This window comes from Shewanella gaetbuli (assembly GCF_023284065.1).
GTDB classification, from domain to species: Bacteria; Pseudomonadota; Gammaproteobacteria; order Enterobacterales; family Shewanellaceae; genus Shewanella; species Shewanella gaetbuli.
Genome location: NZ_JAKIKP010000009.1, coordinates 72,354 through 97,600 on the forward strand (window position 1 = coordinate 72,354; position 25,247 = coordinate 97,600).

The following is a 25,247-nucleotide window of genomic DNA, read 5'->3' on the forward strand; positions in this document are numbered from 1 at the left end:
CGCTTTGAGCGAGAGGCATGGATGCCGAACTGGCTGTTTAACATGGATGTTATTCGTCATGGCCGAGCTTTTAGGGACGAACTTGCAGCGTGTCACGGTCGTGCTTGCACGATAGCCTGCGGCAGGCAATTGATTAGATTGAAGTTATGGACTTTTGGTCAAACTTGACTGTTCAAGCGAAGACTTGTTCACGTTACAGTAGACAACGCCCCCTTTTAGAGGGCTAAATTAAAGCCACCTTCTTCAGAAGGTGGATTCTTTACAAAAAAAGCAGGTGAATTAACTACCAGATTCCATTGACTCAATAAACTTGTTCGATTCAGCAATCGACTTGTTCATTTCGTTAATTAAGTTTGAAATATCAGTTTGTAAGCTTGAAAACTCCCCTTTAATGGCACCAACAGCTTGTGCATTTAGGTTATGTTTTAAGTACAGCATATTGTCTTTCATTGCCGTTAAAATAGGCGGCATTTTGGCTTCTGCGCGACGCATGCTTTTCACTAATGAATTATAAGAACGTTGGGTTTCTTTTAATTTATTGCTGCTGTTACGGCGCAAGCTGGCTTTGCTGATTTCATTAATCTCATCTTGCCACTCTTCAAAAAGTGCTTCTGCAACATCTTCAACTTTAGTGATGCGGCTACTGACTTCATCAGCTGCCGATTGTGCTGATTCGTATTCATCTTTGGCTTTATTGTAAGCATCTTCTAAGTCGCCACCATCAAAGGCAAGCAAAGCTTGCATTTCTTCTAGGGCTGAGCTGAATTGCTCTTGGGCTTCTTCTTGGGACTCTTTAGCATCTTGTACACGGTCAACCATAATATCACGTTTATGGTAGCCCACTTTCTCCATGGCGCCGTAATAAGCACTTTGACAACCCACTAAGGCCAATGTGCCTGCTAGCAGTGTTGCAGTAATCCATTTTTGCATGGGGTTTTCTCCTAGCTTGCTGATTCTGTTTTTGAGGTAAACTTGGCTGCATCAATAATGCACCATAGGTGAATAATTCCGCCAATAATCAATGGAATAACTAAAAAATATAAAAAGTAACAGGTGCCAACGATACAAAAAAATAAAAATGCGGCTAATAGTCGTCCTTGTAACAACTGTCCAAGCCCCGGCCAAATAACGCTAGCGACGGCAGCCAAAACATTGCCTGCTGAACCTTGTTGCGACATAAACTCGTTCCTTTGTTTTTTATTTGTTATAACATTGTACGAAGTTGAAATGTGATTACAATGAATATCTTATTAAGAGTTGTACCTTAAGGATGAATATGGCCCGTAACCTCGATTTATCATCGCTAAAAAACTTCTTTATTGGGGTATGGCAATTCTTGCTGCATTTAAAGCAACGACTCGTTGAAGACCAAATTAATATCCGTGCAGGACATTTAACCTATGTGACTTTGTTGTCGTTAGTGCCTATGGTGGCGGTAACCATGTCGATGTTGTCAGCATTTCCTGTTTTTAAGGGGATTCGTGTTCATATTGAAAGTTTTGTGTATGACAACTTTTTGCCTGCCGCTGGTGATACCGTTCAGGTTTATATTAATGAGTTTGTTAATAATGCCTCCAAGGGCACCTTTGTGGGGATTATCGCGTTAGTTTTTGTGGCTATTATGCTGATCTCGGCTATTGATAAATCGTTAAATAGCATTTGGCGCGTTACTGAAAAGCGCTCTTATGTGGTGTCGTTTTCGATGTATTGGATGGTGTTAACACTTGGTCCCGTTTTGATGGGAGCGAGTATTGTCGCCTCATCTTATTTAGTGTCTCTCAAACTACTTAGCGATACAGAGCTGTCGGGGCTTGTGCCTTTGGTCGTGTCAAAGTTGCCAATGTTTTTCTCGGTCGCCTCAATTTTGCTGTTGTATATGGTGGTGCCAAACAAGAAGGTGAGGTTTTTTCATGCATTATTGGGCGCAGTAGTTGCGGCAGTGTTGTTTGAGACGGGTAAAAAAGGTTTTGCATTTTACGTGACTCAGTTTCCGAGTTATGAAGCCATATACGGGGCGTTAGCGGTAATTCCTATTTTATTCGTATGGGTTTATGTGTCGTGGATGATTGTGTTGCTGGGCGCAGTGATCACCGCGTCATTACCTGAGTATTTAGACAAACATGTCGCCACATTAATTGATCGAATGAAACATGAATTTGAAGATGAGCCTGAGATTGAAGGTTCTGAAGCGCATGTTGATTCAAAAAAGCAAACCGTTAAGGTGGCTCACTCCACTTCTAAAACGGAATCGGCTGCTGAATCTAAAGCATAGCCGTGCCCGCATATAAATAGTTAACTTTAATGGGCTAATTTTCTGTCGAGTTTAACCCAAAATCGCGACTTTATACTGTGATTATCTACATTAACACAGGATAAATAGTGCTAATATACTTGCCAAAATAAGCAAGGTATCGCGAATATAAAATAAGGATTACAAATGAAAAAATTATTATTGGTAAGTAGTTTGTTGTTGATGACGGCTTGTACTGCTACCCAGTCGGAGTCTGAAGCACCTGTAGTGAATCAAATACCTACCACTATTAATATGGCTGGTTTAGATAATGGTAAAGCGGCTGAAGAACTATACAGCTCATTAATTAAAGCTAATTATCTTGTTGATAAAGTTTCGGCTGATCGCGTTGCAGTACAATTGGGCAACCATCAATTTGTGTTACAACCCAGCATGAATCCAGAAGGCATAGACCGTATTCTTGCTAACCGCTTTTACGCTGTTCATCCTCAATTACATGGTAGTAAAGAGTTATTGGTGATGATTGGACAATTAAACCAAAAGCTTAACTTTGCTAAATTTTTCATTCGTGAAAATGGTGCGGTTATTCAAGTACAAAGTTCAGCCACCTTTGTTAACGAAATTGAATTAGAAGAAATTCGTCGATTTTTAATTTGGACCGATGAGGGTTTACGTCAAGTGGGCTCATCTTTGCCAAAAGGTAGCGAGCAGCTGATTAAGCCTATTCCTGTTATGCAGCACCCTACTGGAGCCTAATCGGTCATGATTGGTCTAATTCAACGGGTAAAACAGGCTAGTGTAACCGTAGACCAACAAGTCATAGGTGAAATTGACCAAGGCTTGTTGGTACTGCTAGGTGTTGAGCGTGAAGATAACCTTGAGAAAATGCAAAAGCTGGCCACTAAAATCAGTAAGTATCGTGTGTTTAGTGATCCGCAAGGCAAAATGAACCTCAGTGTTACCGATGTTGGCGGCAAACTTTTAGTAGTATCGCAGTTTACACTTGCTGCAGACACCGGTAGAGGTTTACGCCCAAGCTTTTCAGGCGCGGCGACACCTGAGCAAGCTAAGTCACTGTATGAAGCATTTGTGGCTTATTGCAAAGACTTAGGCATAGAAACTCAAACGGGTGAGTTTGGGGCTGATATGCAAGTGTCGCTGATTAATGATGGCCCAGTGACATTTAATCTTCAGGTGTAAGCATGATTTCGCAGCCACAGTTGGTAAAGGAACTTGTTAACACCTGGCATCAGACTATTCCGTTAAGTCAATTTATGCAGGTTGATGTTGTGGCGTTTGAAGAGGCTGGCGCTATGTCGCCACTTAATAATAAGCTACAACATGAACCTACTTCAGAACCGCCAAACTCGCCGTTATGGCAGCTAGTGACAACGGCACCGCTTGCGCCCAATATTAACCTTCACCAAACCATGTTTGCTGGCAGTATTTATACCTTAATGACCCTAACAGGTTGGGGAATGATTTGGCTGCAACAGCAACTGAATCAATTAGACGGCAACATTGTACTTGCCGATGCTAAAGTAAAATATCTTGCACCTGTAACAGGGCAGCCTCACGCTAAAGTTATCTGGAATAACCTTGATTTATCGCCGTTAAAAACTGCCAATAAAGTGAAAATACCGCTACAGGTTGAACTGTGGTGTGGAAATACACTTTGTGCCAATTTTTCAGGGGTTTATGTTTCTTTACCTCCAGCCATATAACCCGTTAGAAAATACATCCTTTCTATAAAATAGAATGGTTAAGGCGAAATTATCCACTTTTTATAAAATTTTTTAGTTGTTAGCCTGAACGCATTCCATCAAAGCTGCACCGCAAGTCATGTGCTGACGGTACTAATGGTTAACTTACTAAGGAAATAATATGAACAAGGTATTGATGCTAAAATCGAGTATTTTAGGTGATTCGTCACAGTCAGGAATGTTATTGGATGATTTGGGCAAACTTTATCAGCAAAAAGGGGCGCAAATAACAATCCGAGATTTAGTTGAACAACCTATTCCTATGTTAGATGGTGAGTTAGCCAATGCCCTTAGAGGGGGCGGTGATAATTTATCAACCCGCCAACAACAGGCACTCACTTTATCTAATACTTTGGTTGATGAACTTAAAAGCCATGACACCCTAGTGATTGCCGCGCCTATGTACAACTTTATGATTCCAGTTCAGTTAAAGGCTTGGATTGATTTTATTGCACGTGCAGGTGTGACATTTACCTATACTGACACTGGGCCTAAAGGGTTAGTTACTGGTAAAAAAGCGGTTTTAGTCACTTCTAGAGGCGGTATGCACAAAGAGGCAGGCAGTGATCATCTGATACCTTATTTAACCACCTTATTAACGTTTATCGGCATTACTGATGTAGAAGTGGTTTATGCAGAAGGGCTCAATATGGGCGAACAGCAAGCGGCCTCAGCCATGGCGAATGCTAAGCAGACATTGCAAAAAATCGCCTAACTCATCATCGCATAAAATGATGTTTTTTGTTGCTTTCCATTAACTTACCAAGCTTGCATTGGTTAATGGAAAGCATTATTTATGTTCACTCCTCGCAAGTGATGGATGTTAATGTACACTTAATTATACTGCAGAAATCGTCATAATTAGGTCGTATATGGGTAGTAAGCAAATTTGGTGGGCCGTAATCATTATTGTCACCGCAATAGTGAGTGTTCCCGCGGTGATGTTGGCGAGCCAATATATGTTGAGTGTCGAGCGGGGTAGCCCAATGAGCTACGGTATTGATGGTGCGCATTTGTCGGCGTTAGCATTTAATTGGCAAGATGTTGACTCACAACAACAAACGTTTCCTCTTGATGAGCCAAGTTATACTTACCTTTTTATGGGGTTTTTATCTTGTTCTGAAATTTGCCCGATTAGAATCAACCAACTTCGAGAACTAGAAAGTAAAATCGACAATTCTGCAAAATTGCGAAATCTGCCAATAAAATTCATGTTCATTACCATCGACCCTGATAACGATACCCCTGCCGTGAGGCAGCAAGTAATAGATGATCAATCAGAGCGTTTTTTTAGTGCTGCATTAACTGCACAGGTCTTATTAGCCCTATCACAATACTTATCTGAAAATATTCAAGCACATTCACCTATCCAAAATCATGTAGGCAATCTATATTTAATTGACCCACAGGGAAGTATTAGTCGTATGTACACGTCAAAACAGCTATCGACCGACAAGATGTTAGCCGACCTTCAACAAATCATAAAAGCGAGCTAATGCTAAGGTATAACGAGTATGACCATTCCCAAAAACACCCACATACTGCTTAAAAATGACGGTTACGTTTATCGCATATTATTGCTGCAATCACCTTTATTGTTATTAAGCGGCTTTGTTGGCGCACAAATGCTAACGTTTTCAATTGTAGCGGCGGTAGTCATTGCTATATTGGCTCAAGCGGCTTATAGCTTACTTAAAGGCACACCCTTATTTGGTATTGTGGCGGCAGTCATTATGATGACGGTGTCAGCTATGCTTATCCAAAGCCAAATGGGCATGATTGAAATGCATTTTCATATCTTTGCTTCAATGGCTATTCTGCTGATTTATCAGCGTTGGCAGCCATTATTGGCCTCGTTATTAACCGTTGCTGTACACCATGTTTTATTCACTTATATTCAATTATCCAATGGGATGATGTTTGACACTCCCATCATGATTTTTGCCGGTGAATGTACTTGGGGCATCATGTTAGTTCATGCACTCTTTGCCGCAGCAGAAACCATTATTTTGATTAGAATCTCTCTCTTTATGCGGGCAGATTCTTCAGCCAATTTACGCATTGCCAATGCTATTCAACATATCTCTAGAGAGAAAGATTTATCAATTCGGTTATCTTCAGCTGACACCGAAGCTGAAACGGCATTTAACACTATGTTAGATGAGTTAAGTCAGTTGTTTACTGACTATCGTGATATTGCAAAAAGGATGACGCAAACATCGGAACAACTGCTTAACTTAAGTGAGCTGACTCAAGAGGCGATGGAGCATCAGCAAAATCAAGCTCAGTCTATATCGCAAACCGCCCATAATGTGATTCAAAACTTTATTCAAGTGACGGCAAATAGCCAGCAGTCTGCCACACAAGCTCAAACAGCAGCATCGTCCAGTGTGCAAGATAGACAAAGTGCGCTGTCTATTATGAATGACATGAAGTTACTTGAAACTAATACTACCGAGGTGACAGGCTCGCTAACTGAGTTAACTAAAGATGTTAGCGCTATTACCACCTTATTGCAGGCAATTCGCAGTATTTCAGAGCAAACAAACTTATTGGCACTTAATGCGGCAATTGAAGCGGCTAGGGCTGGCGAAAGTGGTCGAGGTTTTGCGGTGGTTGCCGATGAAGTAAGAGCATTAGCCCAACGTACTAGCCAGTCTACTGATGAAATTGAAACGGTTCTGAGCCGATTAAATAGCAGTATGCTTAAAACGGTTGAGTCAATGGATGAAGGTAAGCAGCGTACATCAGAAAATGTCTCGCATACCAATACTATTGCTTCTGGGTTAGCTGAGCGGGCAAATCAAATTGAGCAAGTCGCCAGTTTAAGTCACCAGATGGCGGAAGAAACTCAACACCAAGAAGGACAGCTAAATCAAATTGGTGAACAAATCAGCGATAATATTAATACTGTGACATTATTGTCTGAGCAAATTACCAAGCTTTCTCATGGGGTGGAAGACATGAAGCAAATTACCCAAGAGTATCAACAAAAAGCGGCGGTTTATGTTGTTTAATCTTGTTTGAATTTAGCCATAAAAAAACCATCTGTTGACGGTTTTTTTATGGCATTAAATCACCTTGTGATTGGTGGTAATACTTAATGCCAGCGTTTAAAAATAAGCGAGGTATTAATGCCACCAAAGGCAAAGTTATTGCTCATAACATAGTCGGTTTCAAGGTGGCGAATGTCATCTTTAATATAATCAAGTTGACCACATTCGGGGTCAATATCATGCAGGTTTAACGTTGGGGCAAACCAGTTTTCATTCATCATTTGAATACTTGCCCACGCCTCTAACGCGCCACAAGCCCCTAGGGTATGTCCGGTATAACTTTTCAAAGATGAAATGGGCATGCTAGGGCCAAAAACCGCATGGGTAGCAGTTGTTTCGGCAATGTCACCGCGATCAGTGGCTGTACCGTGTGCATTAACATAACCTATGTCTGTCGCATCAACATTGGCATCTTTTAACGCCTGACGAATGGCAATTTCCATGGTTTGCGCATTAGGCTGAGTCACATGAAGGCCGTCTGAATTGGTGCCAAAACCAATCAGTTCAGCATAAATATGTGCGCCACGGGCTTGCGCGTGTTCTAGCTCTTCTAGAATCAAGGTGCAAGCGCCTTCACCAATCACTAAACCATCACGGTTTTTATCAAACGGTCGCGGAGTTAATTGTGGAGTTTCATTTTGGGTGCTGGTGGCAAATAAGGTATCAAATACCACAGCTTCAGTAGGGCATAGCTCTTCACCGCCGCCCGCTAACATGACTGTCTGTTTGCCATATTTGATGGCTTCATAGGCGTAACCAATGCCTTGGCTGGCTGAAGTACACGCGCTACTAGTAGTATGAATACGGCCTTTTAAACCAAAAAATACCCCAATATTAACCGCGGTGGTATGCGCCATCATACGAATATAGCTGGTGGCAGTTAAGCCTGACATGGTACCGGTTTTAAGCATGTCGCCAAACCCAACAATGGGGTCGGTACTACCAGTAGATGAGCCATAAGCAACACCGGTTTCTCCAGAGGTTAATACTGGGTGCTCTAAAAGCTGTGCATCTTCTAAGGCAAGCTCACTGGCTCGGGTAGCCATTAATGATACGCGGCCCATTGAGCGGATTTTTTTTCTCGAATAGTGGCTAGGGATAACAAAATCGGTAACTGGGGCGGCTAAACGAGTATTGAGTTCTGGGTATCTATCCCACTCAGGCATGTTGACTACACAATTTTTTTGCGCCAGTAAACGGTGTTTAATGGCTGCCCAGTCATGACCTAAGGCACTGATGCCACCAATGCCAGTGACTACCACGCGACGGGTCATACCATACCTCCATTCACTGAAATAACTTGACGAGTAATATACGCTGCATCTTCAGATAATAAAAAGTGTGCTAAGCCAGCAATCTCATTGGGTTTACCCATGCGCTTCATCGGCACCATTTGGTTAACCATTTCTGTTGGAATATCTGCCACCATGTCGGTTTCGATTAACCCAGGCGCAATGCAGTTAACGGTGATTTTGCGTTTTGCTAACTCAAGAGATAAAGCTTTAGTCGCTCCAATAATACCTGCTTTGGATGCGCTGTAGTTCACTTGACCTCGGTTGCCTGCAATACCAGAAACAGAGGCGAGGGTGATAATTCTGCCGCCTTTGCGGCTTTGTACCATTGGCATAACGGTCGGGTGAATAACGTTGTAAAATCCGTCTAAATTGGTATGAATAACGCTATCCCATTCTTGTTCTGTCATGGCAGGGAAAGCGGTATCTCTATTAATGCCTGCGTTAAGAATTACACCATAATAGGCACCGTTTTCGGCAATATCTTGCTCAATGGCGAGTTTAACTTGTGCGCGGTCGGCCACATCAAATTGCAACATGCTCACAGTGCAACCCAATGCGCTGAGTTCAGCCTTGGTGTTGTTGGCGGCGTCTACATTACTGTGATAGTGCATGGCAATATCATAGCCACTCGCGGCTAACTTAACGGCAATGGCTTTGCCAATACCCCGGCTTGAACCTGTGACTAAAACTCTTTTGTTCACAAACATACTCCGTTTTGTTTAAGTGTTTGGGTTAGCATCATTGATATAGGCTTGGGTATCACTGGGTTGAAACACATTCACATTGGCCTGAGCAATAAGTGTGTCATCAAGGTTAATTTGGCAATCAAATACCGCAAGACCAGAGTCTTCCTGATATAAACGGGCGACATGGGTTTGATAGGTTTTACCTAATTGAAAATGACTATGATGCATAACCAGTTTACGCGTGCCTAATAAAAAACCCACCTTAATGGGCTCAGACTTCATTGTTGCTTCAACCCCCGCTAACGCGGCGATACTTTGAGCCATGTATTCAATACCCACATAATTGGCTACCCCTTGGCTTTGCTTGTCAAAGTAAGCGCTGTTAGTGGTAATGTGAGTTTGAGTCACAAGGCTGTCGACTTGGTGACTGACAATGTTGTCGATTAAAATCATCGGGGCACGGTGCGGTATAAAGGTTTCAATAGGGTTTGCTAATAGCACCGAGCTAGCCGTTAACGGATTTGTCATTTACACAAGTCCTTGATGTTGTTTCATAAAAATTATACTGGCATTACTACCGCCAAAAGCAAACGAGTTGCTCATGGCATAATGTAACATTTGTTTGCATTGGTTAGGTTCAATCAGCGGCAGCGACGGATCATTCGGGTCGGCTTGTTTGTCCCATACTTGTGGTGGCAGCTTATTTTGTGGGTTTAAATCACTGAGGATTAAATAGCAAAATGCGGCTTCTATTGCCCCAGCGGCACCTAACAAGTGGCCGACTAAAGGTTTTGTTGAACTACATGGCGGAATATTTTCGGCAAACACGGCCTGTACAGCGCGGGACTCCATAGCATCATTTTTTGGGGTGGCTGTACCATGTAAGTTAATGTAGTCAATGTCTGTGCTTTGAATGTTAGCATCATCAAGTGCTTGGTTCATTGCATCAATTGCACCCTGTCCGTCTGGGTGAGGGGCTGAGATATGATGGGCATCGGCAGACTCGCCAACCCCAGCCAACATCACTTCGCTTTGGCCTCTTTCAAGGGTAAATAATACCGCACCTTCACCAATATTAATGCCATCACGGTTTTGGCTGAAGGGGTTGCATTGCCCTTTAGACACCGACTCTAATGCGTTAAACCCATTTAAGGTAAGTTGGCATAAACTATCCACGCCTCCAACAATAACCATGTCACAAAGTTGGCTGTTTAACAGTCGTTTGGCGGCGGCAAATACTTTGGCACTTGACGAGCAGGCGGTCGAAATAGTGTAACAAGGGCCGTCTATGTCGAATATCTTTTGTAGATATAAGCTGGTGCTGCCTAATTCTTGCTGAGAGTAGTGGTAACTGTCTGGAAATACGTCATGTTCAGCGCGGTATTTAAGCGCAGCTTCACCTTTGGAAATGCCAGAGGTGCTAGAGCCCAATACTACGCCAATGCGACTGCGGCCATATTGTTGTTTGGCTTGTACTACAGCCTGCTCAATTTGCATCGCTGCAGTATGTAATAATTGATTATTTCTACAAGCAAAATGGTGCATGTGTGGCGGCACAGCTAGCAATTGATCATCTTCAACCACGCCAACTAAACATGACTGGGAAAATAATAAATCATCACGCCATTGCATAGCTGAACTGTCGCCATTTAATAATCTTGTTAATACGGACTCAGGACTATTACCCAGCGGGGTACACAATCCTATTTGTGTAATTGCAATTGCTGTCATGATGTCTGCTTTAGTTTATCCATAGGGCTGGCTGACTTATTGTAACCGTTGAATCTTTATATGCACATTAGCTTGGTTAATATTCATTTCAATGTCGGCCATGAGTGGATCTTGTTTGCTGTAATTGACTTCAATGACTCGTTGGTTGTTGTCAATTAGTTGCCGACATAAGGCATATTCGCATGGTACTTGGCGATATTGGCCGTTTGAAAGGGATTGATTAACTTCCTCAAGTGGCCAATAAGCCAATTGCAGCATCGCCATTAAATACTCTGCCTTAAATTGCTCTCCAAGTAAGCTGCTTTGTTGGCTTAAAATTGTGTCTCCATCGTAAACAATGGTGAACAGCGGCTGCCCTAATGGGGCTAAGCCCACTAAGGTCATAGTCTGGTGATCAATTTGCAGCTCTGTGAGTAATTGATGGGATTTTTCATCATGGGTAAACTCAACGGTTTGGCTGTAGGCATCAGCGGTTATGGCTTGGCTTATAGGCGCTAAACAATAGTCGAGATTGCTGGCAAGTGTGACACAGGTTTGCCGTTGTAACTGCTGGCTACAACCACTTAAACTGACCATCACCACAGTGACAAGTAGCCAACACGCGAGCAAGCTTAATGTGCGAGCGGGTAGCGTTGGTAATGTATTGGCTTGCACTGTAATGGACTTTGTCATTGATAATACTTCTCGTTTTACTGAGCTTAAACTGGGTCGTTGTCTTGGCATAATGCTACAACGGTGTTTAATCGCCGCTCAGACTCTGCCACAAATGGGTTATTGGTGTCCCATGCATAACCGGCCAAGATTGAGCAGATCATTTGCTTAATAGCAGGATTAGCTTGTTGATAAAAAATCACATCCTGAAAACGGCCATCATACCAAGCTTGTACATAGGTTCTGAAGGTATTCACCCCTTTCATTAGTGGTGCAGCATACTCTTCTTGCCAGTTAACGTGTTGACCATCTAGTTGCTTTAGTAAGGTTGCTGCCGCCATCGACGCCGACTGCATGGCAATGGTGACACCAGAAGAAAACACTGGATCTAAAAATTCCCCCGCATTGCCAAGTAAAGCAAATTTATCGGTGGCTAACGTGCTGACATTAGCTGAATAGCCTTTTAAAGTGGCACATTCTTGTACCACTTTGGCATCAGACAATAAGCGGTTAAGTCCGGGTTCTTCATTTACTATGGTCATGAGCTGCTGCTCAAGAGTGCCCTGTAATCTAGCCAATAAATGTGGCTCAGCCACTACGCCTATAGAGCAACGATTATTGCTAAATGGAATGAGCCAATACCAAATGTCTTTATGCTGCGGATGCACACTGATTAAAATTTTATTGCGGTCAAAAGTGCTGTCACTGATGTTGTCTTCAATATGGGTAAAAATAGCGCTGCGTGGAGGCAAGTTGGACGGAATTTCAAGATCAAGTAAGCGGGGTAACACTCTACCAAACCCGCTAGCATCTAAAATAAACTTGGCATTAATTTGATATTGCTGAGCATCTTCGGTGCTAACGCTGATAACAGGTTCATGGGTTAAATCAATGTGATCAACTGTATGGCCGTAATGAATTTCAACTCCTTGCTTTGCGGCTGTGTCAGCTAATATCTTGTCAAACTCACCACGCTGTACTTGAAAGGTTGTGCCAGGGCCTGGGGTAAATTTGTCGGTAAAGTCGAAGGTGGTGTAGTTATTTTGATAACGAAAAGCCGCGCCATTTTTGAATTGAAAACCGGCTTTTTCTACGGCATCTAACATACCTGCTTGCTCAATAAATTGCATGGCGCAGGGCAGTAAGCTTTCACCAATGGAAAAGCGTGGAAAGTGCTGTTTTTCTAGTACCACAACACGTTTACCTTGTTGATGTAATAAGCTTGCTGCAATGGCTCCTGATGGCCCTGCACCAATAATGGCAACGTCAACATCCATATTACTAAAGGTGGAAAGCGAGTGGCTAGACATGATGAGGTTGTTTCCTTGTGATTAAAGTCATAAACGGCGCCAGTAAAAATGTGAAGCCAATACCAAGCAACAGTGTTAAACCAAAAAAGTGAATCGCATTAGTTTGGCTAAACGCTAATAAACCAAAAGCCAATAGGGTTGAACAAGCTGACATTAGCACTGCCATCATCACCCCGTTACTAGCTTGCTTGGCTGCTGCAAAAAATACACTGTAGTCTAGCCCTATGCCTAATACTAAGATAAGCGCTAACGCGTGGAATAAACTTAATGGTGAGCCTAATAACCCTAAACTGCTGATAGTAAGCAAAATGGCCAACGCGGGAATTCCCACTACCGCTAAGGCGACTTTTAACGGATAGGTCATGCTAAAAATAACCCCCGCCACCACTAATACACCGGCTAATAAGGCCAACATTATGTGTCGATAGTGCCCCATTAATTGTGAAATATCACCAACTTTATCAACCACCTGCACATTTGCATTGGCTAATTCTGTTTGGGCTATTTGTTGTTTGAGGGCTTCAAGATTGTTAATGCCCGTGAGCAGCACAATGGCACCTTGCTGTCCCTTATTTGTCGCCGCATTATCGGCTTGAACCCACACACTGTTGAGGTTGTTGCCACCTAAAGCCAGTAAGTCGCTGACGGTTAAATAGTGGTTTTGTGCTGCTTGGTAATGGCTTTTTAGTTCACTACTTAAGGCGCTGTCGTTATCAGCTATTCCCAGTTGCTCAAATATATCAGGCAGTTGCTGCTGATATATTTGCTCTTGAAGCTGATAATTACGCTGCTGTTGTGCAATAGTTGGCAGCATGTTCGCCACACTAAAATATTGTTGAATATACTGTTGTTCAACGGCTTGATCTAGCGTGGCTTGTAGCTGGTGCAAGCCTTGTAAAACAGCCGCTTCAGATGAAGCACTGACTAAAATAAATTGATTATCAGCTCCGCCGCTCAGCCATTGTCTTACTTGGGTTTCTTGTTGAGTAATGTGTTCAGGGCTCTGCTGCAAATTGCGAATATCGTCATTAGAAGTGCTTAAGCTAACGCCAACAATAATGAACACTGCAATAACGCCTACGCTAACAAAGGTAAAACGGGGTGTATGCGCAATACGCTGCAAGGCATGTAAGTATTGTTGTGTCCACTTAAGTGTGGCCGTTTGGGTTAAAGAGCGGTTGGCTAATAATGGGTAGGCTAATATTATGGTGAGGTAAGCGCCGACTAAGCCCGCAGCACAAAATACCGCAACCTGTTGCATACCCGGAAATGGCGTAAAGCCAATGCCAATAAACGCCAATGAACTGCTGCCTAATGCCAGTGTCATTGCCGGTAAAATTGATTGAATAACCTCAGTTGCGTTGCGATTAGGCTGGTGGAGTTTTTCACAGTAAAAGTGAAAACTGTAATCTATTGCGATGCCAATTAAGCTGGTTCCAAACACCAGCGTTAATAAATGAAGCTGCTGAAAAAGGCTTAACGTTGCCACTAAGGCAAACAAAAAACCACTGGATAAGGTTATAAATACCAAGCTAAGTGGCATGAGTGTTCTGAAGCTAATCCACACTAATAACACCACACCAATAAGTGATAGGCTTCCGATGAAACTAATTTCAAATTTAGCTGAGTCAGTGGCTGCTTTAGCATGAAATAGCGCACCCGCTTTTAATATATTGACCTGTGGCGATTGCACGGTTGCTAAAGCTGTTTGCAGCGCATTAAGCTGTGCTTGTTGGGCATTGGGGTTAAAGGCACTTTGTTGTCCTTTAGCCATAATAATCGCCGCGTACTCATCATGTTGCTGATTGAGTAATATGCCTTGTTCTTGGGTTAATGACGAATGAGCGCTTAATGCCTGTAAGTTTGCTGGAAATAATAACAATGGGTCTTGAGTGATCAATTGGCTATTAGCAAACCCGAATGCGCTGTACAGCTGATGTTGAGCTTGGTTTAGTAATTGTTCAAGGTTATTGCTGCTTAATGCCTGTTCTTGTTGTGGGGTCAGTAATTGGAATCGATGTTCAAAATACCACTTACCTAGATCATTTATATTGGTGTCATCGGCGCTGGAGATGTCAATAAATGCCTCGTTAGGGTCTTGTTTTAGGCTCGCCATAATGGATTTTGCACTGTTAATGGCAAGGGATTTATCTGCACTGACAACGGCTAAATAAACTTGGTTTTCTAACCGTTGTTCAACTTGAGTTAGTGCACTGTGGGTTATTGAGTCTTGTTGAATATGTGGCAACATCGCCAATATGTTGCTTTGAATTTTTGCCCCAGATTGCCATAAATTTACCCCATAACCGACAACACAAGTTATTAAGGTTAGCCAAATAACAAATCTCCATTTAGCGCTAATTGTTAATAAAAGCTGGCCAATGCGCTGCATAATTATTTAACCGTTTGTTCTTCGGATGCCAGCTTAAACCAATTGAGGTTTTGCGGAGAAAATGCGCCATGGTCGACGTTGTTAAATATAATGTCGGTGATATCCCCAGTGGTATTTTGTGGCGCTTGTGGCGATAAAATAACAATCCGTTTTAGCTGATGATCACCTTGAATCACCAATTTACCTAGCGCTTGCTGTAGCGGTTCATCTTTAGGCATTAGCCCAAGAGTCCATATATTTGCCTCTGTGGGCGCTTGGTAAAATAAGCTGAAGTTTTGTTGTAGGGCGTTAATTTCACCGGTTAATAATTGCTGCATTAGCTGGGGAATTTTGGCGGCAATAGGATTTGAGTTTGCTGCGGTTAGTGTTTGTTGAATTTGGTTATTCGCGTCAAGGGTGATAAGCCTTTGCCCTTGCATGATCATCGTTGTGGTAAAGGGGCTGCTTTGATGCCAAATCATGCCTTGTGTTGAGCTAAATGCAAATGAACCAGCACTGTTTAGTGGCCTTTTTAATACGGCTAAATAACGGGTTTGGCTAAAGTCACCTTGAGTTTGTTGATTGGATAACGAGACTGTTTCTACCAAGCTAGCTAATTGCTGTTGCTCGGCGGGATAGTCAAATACCGAGTATAATTGGACGAATGACTCTTTTGTGACGTTTTTAGCTGTCTCACTGGCGTTAGCCGAGCTAAGTTGGCTCAGTAATACTAATAAAAAAGCGCCCAATACCAACCACTGACAAATAAATATCAGTTGCTTAATTGGTTTAGCAAACTGGCTTTTTTTGCTTGGCTTTGGTGTTGACTTTAGCTTTGGTGCTGCTGCGGTTGAAGACGAGTCATCAATCATATTTTTACTCATGTTGTGCCAATAATGGCTGTATTTTTTGTTGAAAAACATCAGGGGTAACAAAACATAGCTCTTGGGTTTTCATATCTACTGCCGCTTGAATAGTATAGCCTTTGGTGATCCGTTCACCTGTTGCGGTATCAATAATTTGATAATTGATTTTTAAGCGGTTTTCCCACTCGACTATAGCTGCTTTTACTGTAACTTGTTGGTCAAAAGTGCTGGTTTTGACATATTTAATCTGTGCATCAACCACTGGCCATGCATAGCCAGATGCTTGCATTTGACGATAGTTGTAACCCAGCTTATCAAGCAGTTTGCACCGCGCGACTTCAAAGTATCTTAGGTAGTTTCCGTGCCAAGTTATTCCCATTGAATCGACATCGTGAAAGGGGATAATCATGTCCATTTCAATGGCTAATATGCCTTTCATTAACAAACCTCCCATTCACCTTGTTGAATTTTGGATACCGTTTGACGCAGGATTGACTCTAATGGGCGATCTTCCACTAAAAACTCAAAATCTTCATTTACCTGCGCTAAGGTTTTCGCTAACGACGGGGTTAAGCTACTTTCAAGCAGTTCTTGTTGTTGAATCCGCAGCTGAATACCTTGACTCATGGCCAATAACGCGGCGGCAGCAACCTGCTCTGTTAGCTGTAGCACACGCATACAGTCACGTGCGGCAATGGTGCCCATACTCACTTTGTCTTGGTTATGGCACTCGGTTGAGCGAGAAAACACGCTGGCAGGCATGGTGTTTTTTAGCGCCTCTGCTGTCCAAGCAGATACACCAATTTGTACCGCTTTAAAACCATGGTTAATAGCGCGACGCTCGCCTTGGGCACCTGACAAATTAGCCGGTAAGCCATTGTTAAATTTAGTGTCCATCACTAAGGCCATTTGGCGATCAATTAAGTCGGCAATATTGGCAATGGTGTTTTTCATTGAGTCCATAACAAAGGCAATATGGCCGCCGTAAAAATGTCCACCATGAAGAATGTGTTCACCTTCGCCATCAACAATAGGGTTGTCGTTAGCACTGTTTAATTCAGTTTCAATAAACTGACGCATAAAGGGTAATGCATCTTGCAGTACGCCAATAATATGTGGTGCACAACGAATAGAGTAGCGGTCTTGTAGGCGGTCTGAGTTTCTTGGGTGAGTGTGATGGTTTAAATCTTCTCGTATCCAAGTGGCAATTTGGTTTTGGCCTTGATGGGGTTTTGCGGCAAATAAAATATCATCAAAGTGATTAGAATTGCCTTTTAAGGTCAGTGAAGCCATTGCGGTAATTCTGCTGGATAAGCGGGCTAAATATTGGGCGCGGTCGTAGGCTAAACAAGCCAAAGCGGTCATTACCGCGGTGCCATTCATTAATGCTAACCCTTCTTTAGGGCGCAAGGTTAATGGGCTGATATTTAACGCTTGATACACTTCTGCTGTTGGGCGTCTTTGGCCTTGATACATGACTTCACGCTCACCAATCAGCACTGCCGCAAGATAGGATAATGGCGTTAAGTCACCGCTGGCACCTACCGAACCTTCTTCGGGAATAATTGGGGTGATATCATTATTTAATAACCATTCAATGCGTTGTAAAAGTGCATAGCTAACGCCTGACTTTCCCACTGCCAGCGAGTTTAAGCGACAAGCCATCACTGCCCTGGCTTGTTGTGGACTTAATATGTCACCTAAACCACAGCCATGAAAACGCGATAAATGCAGGGGGAGTTCGTGAACTAATTCTAGGCTAACATTAACCGTACAAGAGTCACCGTACCCAGTAGTGACCCCATAAACCACCCCTTCTTCGTGAAGCAGGCTGTCAATAAAGCGGGCACCTTTTTCAATATACTGCTGATACTCAACACTGTCATTGAGCTTGACCTTCGCCCCTTTGGCTATGGCGACAACTTGTTCAATGTTCAATTGACCTTGAGTAAAATCAATATGGCCTAGTTGAATGGTTTCAGACTGCGAAATTGAATGTGTCATTAACTTAATGTTCCTGCTTTTGGGTAACGGGTTGGCGTAAGCTGTTATCGTCTTCGCGCCAAAAATCATAAAAATTAAACCATTGTAATGGTGCAAGCTCAGCAAAGTAGGCGAGGCGTTCACTGTATTGGGTCATGGCGTCGCGTAAGCGTTCATCGCGGCCTTTGCGTGGTCCTTTTAGGGTTTTTGCTAACGGCTGAACATGCACTTGGTAGCGCCCCTGCTGGCGAATACAAAACATGGTAAATACCGGGCAATCTAATAAGCTTGCCAATATAAATGGCCCTTGTGGAAACGGCGCTGGCTTGCCTAAAAAGGGCAGTTCAACAACTCGGCCTTGGCTGTTTGAAGAGGTTCTGTCGGCGGCAATAACCACCAGTTCACCTTGCTGTACTTTTTGTTGTAATAGCATGGCAGTGCTGGGGTCTAGCTCGTTAACTTGAATAAGGTTTAGTGAACTTTTAGGGTTAAGTTGCTTGAGTACTTTATTAAAGTTTTCAGCGTGTTGGGTAAGTACCATTACATTCACTTTGACTTTCTTCTGGTGAATAGAAATGGCTCGACATAACTCTAAATTACCTAAATGAGACACCAATAATACTGCACCTTTGCCCGTAGCAATTTGTTCGGCTAATAGGTGGCGGTCGGCAAAGTCGACTTCACTGAGTTTGATACGGTCACACCAAGCATCAATACGGTCTAGTGCCGCATTACCAAAGGATAAAAAGTGCTTAAGGCTGTCTTGCCAAGTTAAATTGGTTGATAGTTCTGGATGCTCCGGTTTTTGTTGTTTGACTTGAGCTAGAAATGCCATTGAAGCATGGCGTGAGGCGCTACCGGTTAAAAAGAAATAGCCGATCACCGGATACATAATTGCGCGGCATAACCAATGGCCACCAAATCGATAACTTTCAGCCAGTAATTTTATCCCCCAATAATTGCCGCGTTCTTGCATGGCCGACCAATGTAAGGCTTCATTTTGTTTAAAAAAACGTTGGGGGAGTCGCTTGAGCATGCCAAAAAACAGCTTAGTGTGCATCCAGCTAATACGCACATTGTCATGTAAACCTTGAAAGTGGCTAATGCCATTGGCAGGGTAAATGACTTTAGTTGGCACATGAATAATCGGGGTGCGCTGCCAATGCAGTTTCACCATAATTTCTATATCAAAGTCCATGCGCTCGCCCAGACTTTGGCTTAAAAATAACTGCTCGGTTGCCTTTAGTGGATACACTCTAAAGCCACACATAGAGTCTTGAATATCAAAGCTTAATGTTTCAATCCACACCCAAAAATGAGTAATGTAGCGGCCATAAAGTCGCCCTTTAGGAATGGATTCATCATAAACCGGCTTGCCAGACACTAATGCCTGCGGATTGGCTTTGGCAGTGTTGAGCATTTGCGGTATATCTGCCAAATTATGCTGGCCGTCAGCGTCGACTTGTAACGCATGGCTAAAGCCTGCTTGATATGCTGCCCGCAGCCCTGTCATCACAGCTGCGCCTTTACCACGATTATACGGGTGCTGAATTAACGTCACCCAGCTGAACTTTTTGGCCATGGCTTGCAGCACATATCGGGTGTCGTCTTGGCTACCATCGTCAATGAGATAACAAGGCAAATCAAATTGTGCCAACTCATTAAGAGTATTTTCAATTTCTAAGTGGTGATTATAATTAGGAATGATCAGCGCTGTTTTCATAGGTTAATCACTCAACGCTGGTGCATTAAATGCTATTCGACCAGATGCAAAGCGACGGTCTTCTTCTGCAAATTGGAAGGTGATTTTGGCTTTATCCACATTATTGCTGATGGTTAAATTAACATAAGTATTGGGTAAAATAAGCTGCTGAAATTTCAATACTTCAACATTTTTCACACTGGGATTATAGCCAAAGGCTTGGCACCCTAGTTGTACAGCCCAATCTAATTGGCTAACACCGGGTAACACGGCTTGTTCAGGAAAGTGGCCAGCAAAAAAGGGTAGAGAACCATCAATAAATAGCCTCCAAGTGATGCTCTTTTCATCTTGCTGCTGGCTGATAATTTTCGGTAATACTGATTTAATCATGCTTGTAAAATAACGACACCAAGTCAGCTTGGGTACGTTTTCCTTCAGAATTTTGTACTATGGTATCGGGGTAACGCCACCTTCTAGGCAAGGTTACTCGCTCAAACTGAGTCATTAAATGTTGCTTCATTAAGTTATTAATGAACAGCTTGCCTTGTTGCTCTAGCAGGGCTTTGCCTTCTTGGTTGAGGCAAATGGCAGCCCCTAGCATGTGTCTGGGTTTAGACAGCAAGGTTACTGCAGAATCCGTTACCAATGGATGCGATTGCAGTAATTGCTCCATTTGCACCATAGAAATGCGTTTTTCTTCTATTTTGACAATACGGTCAAGGCGGTTGAGTAGATTAAATTGTGTGTCGCTAAGTAGCTCTATACTGTCATCACAGGTGTACCATTGCTGGTCATCTTGTAAATAAGGAGACTGGATACATAGCGCACCATCTTCGCCTTGTTGTTTGATTTTTACCGCATCGAATACCTGCCAAGGTTGAGACTCGGTGCGCTGTCTGCGGTAGGCAATGCCGCCTGTTTCTGTACTACCAAAAACTTCAATAGGCAGTTGGTTGTAGCATTGTTGGATATCATTCGCCGCTTTAAAACTTAATGGCCCGCCAGAGCTGAAAATTAAACTTGGGTGACGATGCTGCAATTGATTATCTAACGCATCAGGCAAGCGAGAAAGCTGTGCGGGGCTACTCACCAAGCACAAGTTTGGCATAATGGCTAAGTAATAGTTTAAGGTTTCTGGGTATTCAATTTGCTCACTTAAAAAAGGCCGTCCAGCGGCAAGTGGCCATAATATTTTGAACAATAAACCATAAATATGTTGATGCGAAACGGTGGAGACAATGGAGCAATGGGGCAAGCGGTCGGCAAAGGTACTTTCTAAGGTGCTGACTTCAGCATCTAATTGCGCAACAGTTTTGGTAATGGACTTAGGCTGACCACTGCTGCCAGAGGTGAATAATAATAACTCACCAAGTTGTTGGCTTTTAGGCCAGTTGGCTTGAGGTGGAGTGATATCACTGGTGAGCGGCACATAGGTTTTGACTTCGCTTATGGGTTCATCAGCGATTACCGCATCAAAGTGATGATTTAATTCAGCCACGGTACCCGGTTGAGTGTTAGGCGGCAAAATAATGGTTTTTCCGGCTAATAAACCCGCACATAAGCCTGCGGCAAATAGGTCACTGCGTTTAGCGGATAATAGCCAGTGTGTTGCATCTTGTTGTGTTAATTGCTGATGAAGATAGGCAACCTGCGAGCTAAATCGCACACTGTTCATAATATCATGATGATTAAAACTGATTAGCTGGTGGTCATTGGGGCCATTTTGTAGCCAGTTTAGCAATAAATTATTCATGTTTTTTCAACCATAAAGTGCGATATAACCACTCTCCACCTAATAAACAGCCAATCAGCAGATATGCGATAAGACCGTTATAAAGTGTCCATGTTTCAATACTTGTTTCCAGCGCGGTATACAGTGCAATTGTGCCATTGAATATGAAGAGTACACACCATAACTGAGTGACCTTAATTAAATAAGGCGTGGCCTCTGCAGGTAAGTCAGGCTGTTTTAATTTAGCCAGTCGCTCTATCATGCTTGGGCCATAAATCAGCGAGTGAACAAAAAGCCCTAACATACTGATATTAATCACAACAGGGTAAAATAATAGCCAATCATGCTGTTTAGCAACAAAGCTTGCCCCTGTTAACCCTATACCCACCAATAAAGGCAGTAGCATTGATTTAACTTGCTGTTTATTCAAGGTTAACTGCGTAATCAACAAACCACATAACAATAATGCAATCACGCCGTTAGGCAGGTATTGCAGGCCAAAATAGACGGCAAGGGGGTAGCCCATAATTGCCAGTGTAGAGATGACCTGCAGCAACATTCTCATTATTGCTTCATTAATCCATCAATTGCATTAACCACATCATTAACGGTTCTGACTGATTTAAACTCGTCAGGCTGAATTTTTTTACCGGTTAATTGTTGTAGCTTGATGACAAGGTCAACCGCATCAATACTATCTAAATCTAGTTCTTGGTATAACGAGGCTTCTAAGTTAATGTCTTCTCGCTCAACTTCAAACTCGTCGACTAAAATGTCACATAGCATGTCATAAATTTGTTCACGGCTTTGCATATCAACTCCTAGACTCGCTGTGACTCAATAAAGCTAGCTAGACTGGCTACACTATAAAAGTGTGCTTTGGTGGCTTCTGAATTAGCTTCAATTTTTACATCAAACTGTTTTTTAATGGCAAGCCCTAGTTCTAATGCGTCAATTGAATCTAAGCCTAAGCCTTCACCAAATAGTGCTGCGTCGGTATCAATATCTTCAATGGTGATATCTTCTAGATCTAAACAATCAATGATGAGTTGTTTAATTTCGTTATTTAAATTAGTCATTTGCATTTCTTATATATGAGTTTTTATTGTGGAACTGGGTGCTTTAATTGTGCAATATAAAATTGCTCCAGCTTACGGGTCAACTGTCTGACAAGTTTGGTATCACTGGCATCGATTTGACGGTAAGTTTGATAATCTATTGCTTCTCCCACTTCAACAGACATATTAATCGTTTGTCGGGGAATTTCATACCATGGTTGTTGCTTGGTTAACCCTGCAACATCAGTGCGTAATACCACAGGCACGATATTCGTTGCTGTGCGCACTGCAATATTGGCAGCCCCTCTGGCAAAAGGGTTAATAATATTGTTGGGTTGTGTACGAGTGCCTTCAGGAAAAATAATTAAGTTGGTCTTTCGTTCAAGTACTTGGGCACAATCGTCTAATAATAATTGTGCCCCTCTATTAGGAATATAACCTGCGCAAGATAATACTCCGCGCATGAAAGGATTTCGCCATAAAGTTTGTTTAACCACGCATCCCACGTTCGGCATTAGGCTAATTAACACCACCACATCCACTAATGTGGGATGGTTTGCAATGACTACGGTATTCTGTATTTTGCTTAGTGGATTAGGCGACGGAGCGGTGACGTTTATAACCCCTGAAAAAGTGAGCATTTTTACAAATTGGCGGAACATCCAACTGACATAGCGTTGAACACGAGCGATTTTTTGAGGGTAACTTCCTGGCCAAAACCTTAATACTGGTAACACGGTGAGCGAACTAAGCAAACCACCTAAACCAAAGACAATATAACAACAGGTGCCACCAAGCCATCTGGGAATATAAGCGACACCTGCGAGCTTTTTAGCGGGGGTATGGGCGTGAACTTGGTTACTCATTCGTGGTTAACATCCAGTGCCATTGACGCATATTGCCTTGTAAAGATTGGTTGCTTGCAAGGTGATGAATAAACTGGCTTAAGCAAATGTCTGGACTTTGGTCATTGGAGGTGTCTGTACTGATAATAAGACGTGCGACACTATTAGGGTTGGCGTTTGTAGTGGCTTTTACCAGTTGCATACCTAACGCAATGGGTAGCTCTACTTCATTGATATATTGGTTGTAAACGGGCGGAATTGGGTCGTCACTGTAAATAAATAATACTGGCGAAGGGACTGCATCTAATTGAGCGTAAGCTTCTATTAACCCTTGGGGCATACTTTGAGTGCCTGCCGCTATTGAGGTTGAGCTGGCTTTGTTTTTTGCAGTAATACCGAAGATCCCGCTACCGGTATTATGTACCGATTGGCTAAATGCCATGGGTGATAATGGCTGTTTAATCACAATGTCTTCTAATAAGCCAATAGTGCGATTGAGCTCGCCATGTCTTGAGGCAAATATACTACGAGTATTGGTGCTGACTTGGCAGTCTAATGCGACCGATAGCATCATTTTGGTGAGCCGACTGAAGCGACGGCGCTGCATTGCCGGAATTTGGGCTAATTTAGGAGCAACAGTGGTTTGCTCTGTTGTATGATTGGGTTGTTGCCAGGTTAGCCAGCTTTCTTTGGTTTGAAAGTCAGGTGTCCATGCGCTCCAAGATAATATATCAAATGCTAATTGCACTTCATTGCCTCTGCGTTGCTTAGTCTTCCATATCTAAGATGTTAATTCACTAAAACAACATGATAAAAGTTTTTTAAATTAACGGTGCAATTGTACACCAAACTCACTATGGCAATATAGAGTAAAAGCTAAAAAGCGATGATAACGGTTAATTATCATCGCTTTATTTGTCATGCCTTAGTGAGGCCTATGAATGTTAGTTTTTTATCAATGGCTGTAATTTTTTAACCGCATCTTTAATTTTGCGGGTATTTTTAGGCCCCATTCGGATCAATAGCTTTTGCGCATTAGGTAAGGCTTCTAAATTTGGATCGGCAAATTGGTAATTAACCGAAATAGAGGTTAACTCAATAGGGTCTTCAATGATGGGAGCATCTAACACCATTTTGAAAACCTGTTGCATACGCTCATCAAATGGTAGGTCGCTATAGCCGAGTTCATCAAAAGCTTGTTCAAATAATGGGGCTAACTCTTGGTAAGTGTTTGCTAATTGCTGCTTGTCTAAGCCGCTAATAAAGTCAGCATATAAATCATAGCGATGATAGCTGTCAGGATTTAAATAGGTTTTATTAGTAATTTCACTGACGGTGAAATTACTTTCAGGCCCTTTTAATGGGCTGGCTTTACGAATGACTTCACCTTGAGCCAAGTTGTCTACAAAGACCACGAGTTGGCGAGCCATATCTTTTTTGATGATCAGTGGGTCTATTTTCATACCATCAGCAACGGCAAGGGCTTTTTGCTCCATAAAGTCATCAGATTCAGATAGGTCAGGTAGAGGCTCAGCTTCCACAACAGGGGTTTCAGGTTCACCTAATGATACGGTGTCAGAAGGAGCTTCAATGGTCTCTTCAATAATAGGCTCTTCAATAGGAGCTTGCTCAATAGGTTGAGCAGGCACTGGCTCGGGTAGCTGAACCGGAATAGGTTCTACTGGCTCTGGAGGGAGTTCTTGACTGTTGATATAAAAATACGTTGCTGCGGCTATCACCAATACTACAACAATACCGATTAAGGCTGTGTTGGGTGCGGCTTTGGGTTCTGACGTCGGAGTGGCGCGATCTTCTTTGGTAACCTGCATTGCATTTCCTTAGCTAAATTTACCGACAACACTAAATAACCTATAGGCATTATGCTGATTTCAGGCTATTTGTACTCAATACATTGTGCAACAATACTGATGCTTGTCCAGTATTTGC

At 42.6% G+C, this 25,247-nt stretch carries 28 protein-coding genes; 7 read left to right on the forward strand and 21 right to left on the reverse strand.

Annotated elements, in window-relative coordinates; translation table 11 throughout:
• Positions 1 to 279: 279 nt before the first annotated feature.
• Both L2672_RS12435 and L2672_RS12440 read right to left on the reverse strand, forming a co-directional pair.
• Positions 280 to 930 carry a DUF2959 domain-containing protein gene (locus L2672_RS12435; RefSeq protein WP_248996176.1) on the reverse strand — a complete coding sequence of 217 codons (651 nt, stop codon included), beginning with the start codon at positions 928 to 930 and terminating at the stop codon, positions 280 to 282.
• An 11-nt stretch (positions 931 to 941) separates the two neighbouring features.
• A complete protein-coding gene (locus L2672_RS12440) occupies positions 942 to 1,178 on the reverse strand; it encodes a hypothetical protein (RefSeq protein WP_248996177.1) in 237 nt (78 codons plus the stop codon).
• A gap of 98 nt (positions 1,179 to 1,276) precedes the next feature.
• Between L2672_RS12440 and L2672_RS12445 the strand changes: the two genes are divergently transcribed.
• From L2672_RS12445 to L2672_RS12475, 7 genes are all read left to right on the forward strand, one after another.
• Positions 1,277 to 2,272: a virulence factor BrkB family protein gene (locus L2672_RS12445; protein WP_248996178.1), complete on the forward strand. Its 996-nt coding sequence runs from the start codon at positions 1,277 to 1,279 to the stop codon at positions 2,270 to 2,272.
• Between the two features lie 165 nt (positions 2,273 to 2,437).
• The gene (locus L2672_RS12450; protein ID WP_248996179.1) at positions 2,438 to 3,007 is read left to right on the forward strand and encodes a hypothetical protein; all 570 of its coding nucleotides are present in this window, start codon (positions 2,438 to 2,440) and stop codon (positions 3,005 to 3,007) included.
• Between the two features lie 6 nt (positions 3,008 to 3,013).
• Entirely contained in the window at positions 3,014 to 3,451 is a 438-nt protein-coding gene (gene dtd / locus L2672_RS12455) for a D-aminoacyl-tRNA deacylase (RefSeq protein ID WP_248996180.1), read from the forward strand.
• A gap of 2 nt (positions 3,452 to 3,453) precedes the next feature.
• The gene (locus tag L2672_RS12460) at positions 3,454 to 3,975 is read left to right on the forward strand and encodes a thioesterase domain-containing protein (protein ID WP_248996181.1); all 522 of its coding nucleotides are present in this window, start codon (positions 3,454 to 3,456) and stop codon (positions 3,973 to 3,975) included.
• A 160-nt stretch (positions 3,976 to 4,135) separates the two neighbouring features.
• The gene (locus tag L2672_RS12465) at positions 4,136 to 4,729 is read left to right on the forward strand and encodes an FMN-dependent NADH-azoreductase (RefSeq protein WP_248996182.1); all 594 of its coding nucleotides are present in this window, start codon (positions 4,136 to 4,138) and stop codon (positions 4,727 to 4,729) included.
• 157 nt (positions 4,730 to 4,886) lie between these two features.
• The gene (locus L2672_RS12470; RefSeq protein ID WP_248996183.1) at positions 4,887 to 5,510 is read left to right on the forward strand and encodes an SCO family protein; all 624 of its coding nucleotides are present in this window, start codon (positions 4,887 to 4,889) and stop codon (positions 5,508 to 5,510) included.
• 18 nt (positions 5,511 to 5,528) lie between these two features.
• Positions 5,529 to 7,031 (forward strand): methyl-accepting chemotaxis protein, encoded by a 1,503-nt coding sequence (locus tag L2672_RS12475; protein WP_248996184.1) that lies wholly within the window; start codon positions 5,529 to 5,531, stop codon positions 7,029 to 7,031.
• A gap of 83 nt (positions 7,032 to 7,114) precedes the next feature.
• On the opposite strand, the gene L2672_RS12480 is transcribed toward L2672_RS12475, so the two are convergent.
• From L2672_RS12480 to L2672_RS12570, 19 genes are all read right to left on the reverse strand, one after another.
• On the reverse strand, positions 7,115 to 8,344 hold the full coding sequence (locus tag L2672_RS12480; RefSeq protein WP_248996185.1) for a beta-ketoacyl-ACP synthase: 1,230 nt from the start codon (positions 8,342 to 8,344) through the stop codon (positions 7,115 to 7,117).
• The gene (locus L2672_RS12485) at positions 8,341 to 9,066 is read right to left on the reverse strand and encodes a 3-ketoacyl-ACP reductase FabG2 (protein WP_248996186.1); all 726 of its coding nucleotides are present in this window, start codon (positions 9,064 to 9,066) and stop codon (positions 8,341 to 8,343) included. The genes L2672_RS12480 and L2672_RS12485 overlap by 4 nt, the downstream gene beginning before the upstream one ends.
• An 18-nt stretch (positions 9,067 to 9,084) precedes the next feature.
• The gene (locus L2672_RS12490) at positions 9,085 to 9,579 is read right to left on the reverse strand and encodes a hotdog family protein (protein WP_248996187.1); all 495 of its coding nucleotides are present in this window, start codon (positions 9,577 to 9,579) and stop codon (positions 9,085 to 9,087) included.
• Positions 9,580 to 10,782 (reverse strand): beta-ketoacyl-[acyl-carrier-protein] synthase family protein, encoded by a 1,203-nt coding sequence (locus tag L2672_RS12495; protein ID WP_248996188.1) that lies wholly within the window; start codon positions 10,780 to 10,782, stop codon positions 9,580 to 9,582.
• Positions 10,783 to 10,818: 36 nt separating this feature from the next.
• Complete coding sequence (locus L2672_RS12500) at positions 10,819 to 11,454, reverse strand: DUF3261 domain-containing protein (RefSeq protein ID WP_248996189.1); 636 nt, start codon at positions 11,452 to 11,454, stop codon at positions 10,819 to 10,821.
• Between the two features lie 26 nt (positions 11,455 to 11,480).
• Positions 11,481 to 12,743, reverse strand: coding sequence for an NAD(P)/FAD-dependent oxidoreductase (locus L2672_RS12505; protein WP_248996190.1), 1,263 nt, complete (start codon positions 12,741 to 12,743; stop codon positions 11,481 to 11,483).
• Positions 12,736 to 15,135 (reverse strand): MMPL family transporter, encoded by a 2,400-nt coding sequence (locus L2672_RS12510; protein ID WP_248996191.1) that lies wholly within the window; start codon positions 15,133 to 15,135, stop codon positions 12,736 to 12,738. Before L2672_RS12510 ends, L2672_RS12505 begins: the two co-directional genes overlap by 8 nt.
• A gap of 2 nt (positions 15,136 to 15,137) precedes the next feature.
• Positions 15,138 to 15,998 carry an outer membrane lipoprotein carrier protein LolA gene (locus L2672_RS12515; RefSeq protein ID WP_248996192.1) on the reverse strand — a complete coding sequence of 287 codons (861 nt, stop codon included), beginning with the start codon at positions 15,996 to 15,998 and terminating at the stop codon, positions 15,138 to 15,140.
• On the reverse strand, positions 15,991 to 16,419 hold the full coding sequence (locus L2672_RS12520; protein ID WP_248996193.1) for an acyl-CoA thioesterase: 429 nt from the start codon (positions 16,417 to 16,419) through the stop codon (positions 15,991 to 15,993). Before L2672_RS12520 ends, L2672_RS12515 begins: the two co-directional genes overlap by 8 nt.
• On the reverse strand, positions 16,419 to 17,984 hold the full coding sequence (locus L2672_RS12525) for an HAL/PAL/TAL family ammonia-lyase (protein WP_248996194.1): 1,566 nt from the start codon (positions 17,982 to 17,984) through the stop codon (positions 16,419 to 16,421). The genes L2672_RS12520 and L2672_RS12525 overlap by 1 nt, the downstream gene beginning before the upstream one ends.
• Positions 17,985 to 17,988: 4 nt before the next feature.
• Positions 17,989 to 19,686: a glycosyltransferase family 2 protein gene (locus tag L2672_RS12530; RefSeq protein WP_248996195.1), complete on the reverse strand. Its 1,698-nt coding sequence runs from the start codon at positions 19,684 to 19,686 to the stop codon at positions 17,989 to 17,991.
• A gap of 3 nt (positions 19,687 to 19,689) precedes the next feature.
• Complete coding sequence (locus L2672_RS12535; RefSeq protein ID WP_248996196.1) at positions 19,690 to 20,055, reverse strand: ApeI family dehydratase; 366 nt, start codon at positions 20,053 to 20,055, stop codon at positions 19,690 to 19,692.
• The gene (locus L2672_RS12540) at positions 20,048 to 21,418 is read right to left on the reverse strand and encodes an AMP-binding protein (RefSeq protein ID WP_248996197.1); all 1,371 of its coding nucleotides are present in this window, start codon (positions 21,416 to 21,418) and stop codon (positions 20,048 to 20,050) included. The genes L2672_RS12535 and L2672_RS12540 overlap by 8 nt, the downstream gene beginning before the upstream one ends.
• A complete protein-coding gene (locus tag L2672_RS12545) occupies positions 21,411 to 21,962 on the reverse strand; it encodes a COG4648 family protein (RefSeq protein WP_248996198.1) in 552 nt (183 codons plus the stop codon). Before L2672_RS12545 ends, L2672_RS12540 begins: the two co-directional genes overlap by 8 nt.
• Positions 21,962 to 22,210, reverse strand: a complete 249-nt coding sequence (locus L2672_RS12550; protein ID WP_248996199.1) for an acyl carrier protein — start codon at positions 22,208 to 22,210, stop codon at positions 21,962 to 21,964. Before L2672_RS12550 ends, L2672_RS12545 begins: the two co-directional genes overlap by 1 nt.
• Positions 22,211 to 22,218: 8 nt before the next feature.
• Complete coding sequence (locus tag L2672_RS12555; RefSeq protein ID WP_248996200.1) at positions 22,219 to 22,476, reverse strand: phosphopantetheine-binding protein; 258 nt, start codon at positions 22,474 to 22,476, stop codon at positions 22,219 to 22,221.
• A gap of 23 nt (positions 22,477 to 22,499) precedes the next feature.
• Positions 22,500 to 23,321: a lysophospholipid acyltransferase family protein gene (locus L2672_RS12560; RefSeq protein ID WP_248996201.1), complete on the reverse strand. Its 822-nt coding sequence runs from the start codon at positions 23,319 to 23,321 to the stop codon at positions 22,500 to 22,502.
• Positions 23,314 to 24,048 (reverse strand): beta-ketoacyl synthase chain length factor, encoded by a 735-nt coding sequence (locus L2672_RS12565; protein WP_248996202.1) that lies wholly within the window; start codon positions 24,046 to 24,048, stop codon positions 23,314 to 23,316. The genes L2672_RS12560 and L2672_RS12565 overlap by 8 nt, the downstream gene beginning before the upstream one ends.
• A gap of 196 nt (positions 24,049 to 24,244) precedes the next feature.
• The gene (locus L2672_RS12570; protein WP_248996203.1) at positions 24,245 to 25,129 is read right to left on the reverse strand and encodes a DUF3014 domain-containing protein; all 885 of its coding nucleotides are present in this window, start codon (positions 25,127 to 25,129) and stop codon (positions 24,245 to 24,247) included.
• Positions 25,130 to 25,247: the final 118 nt, after the last annotated feature.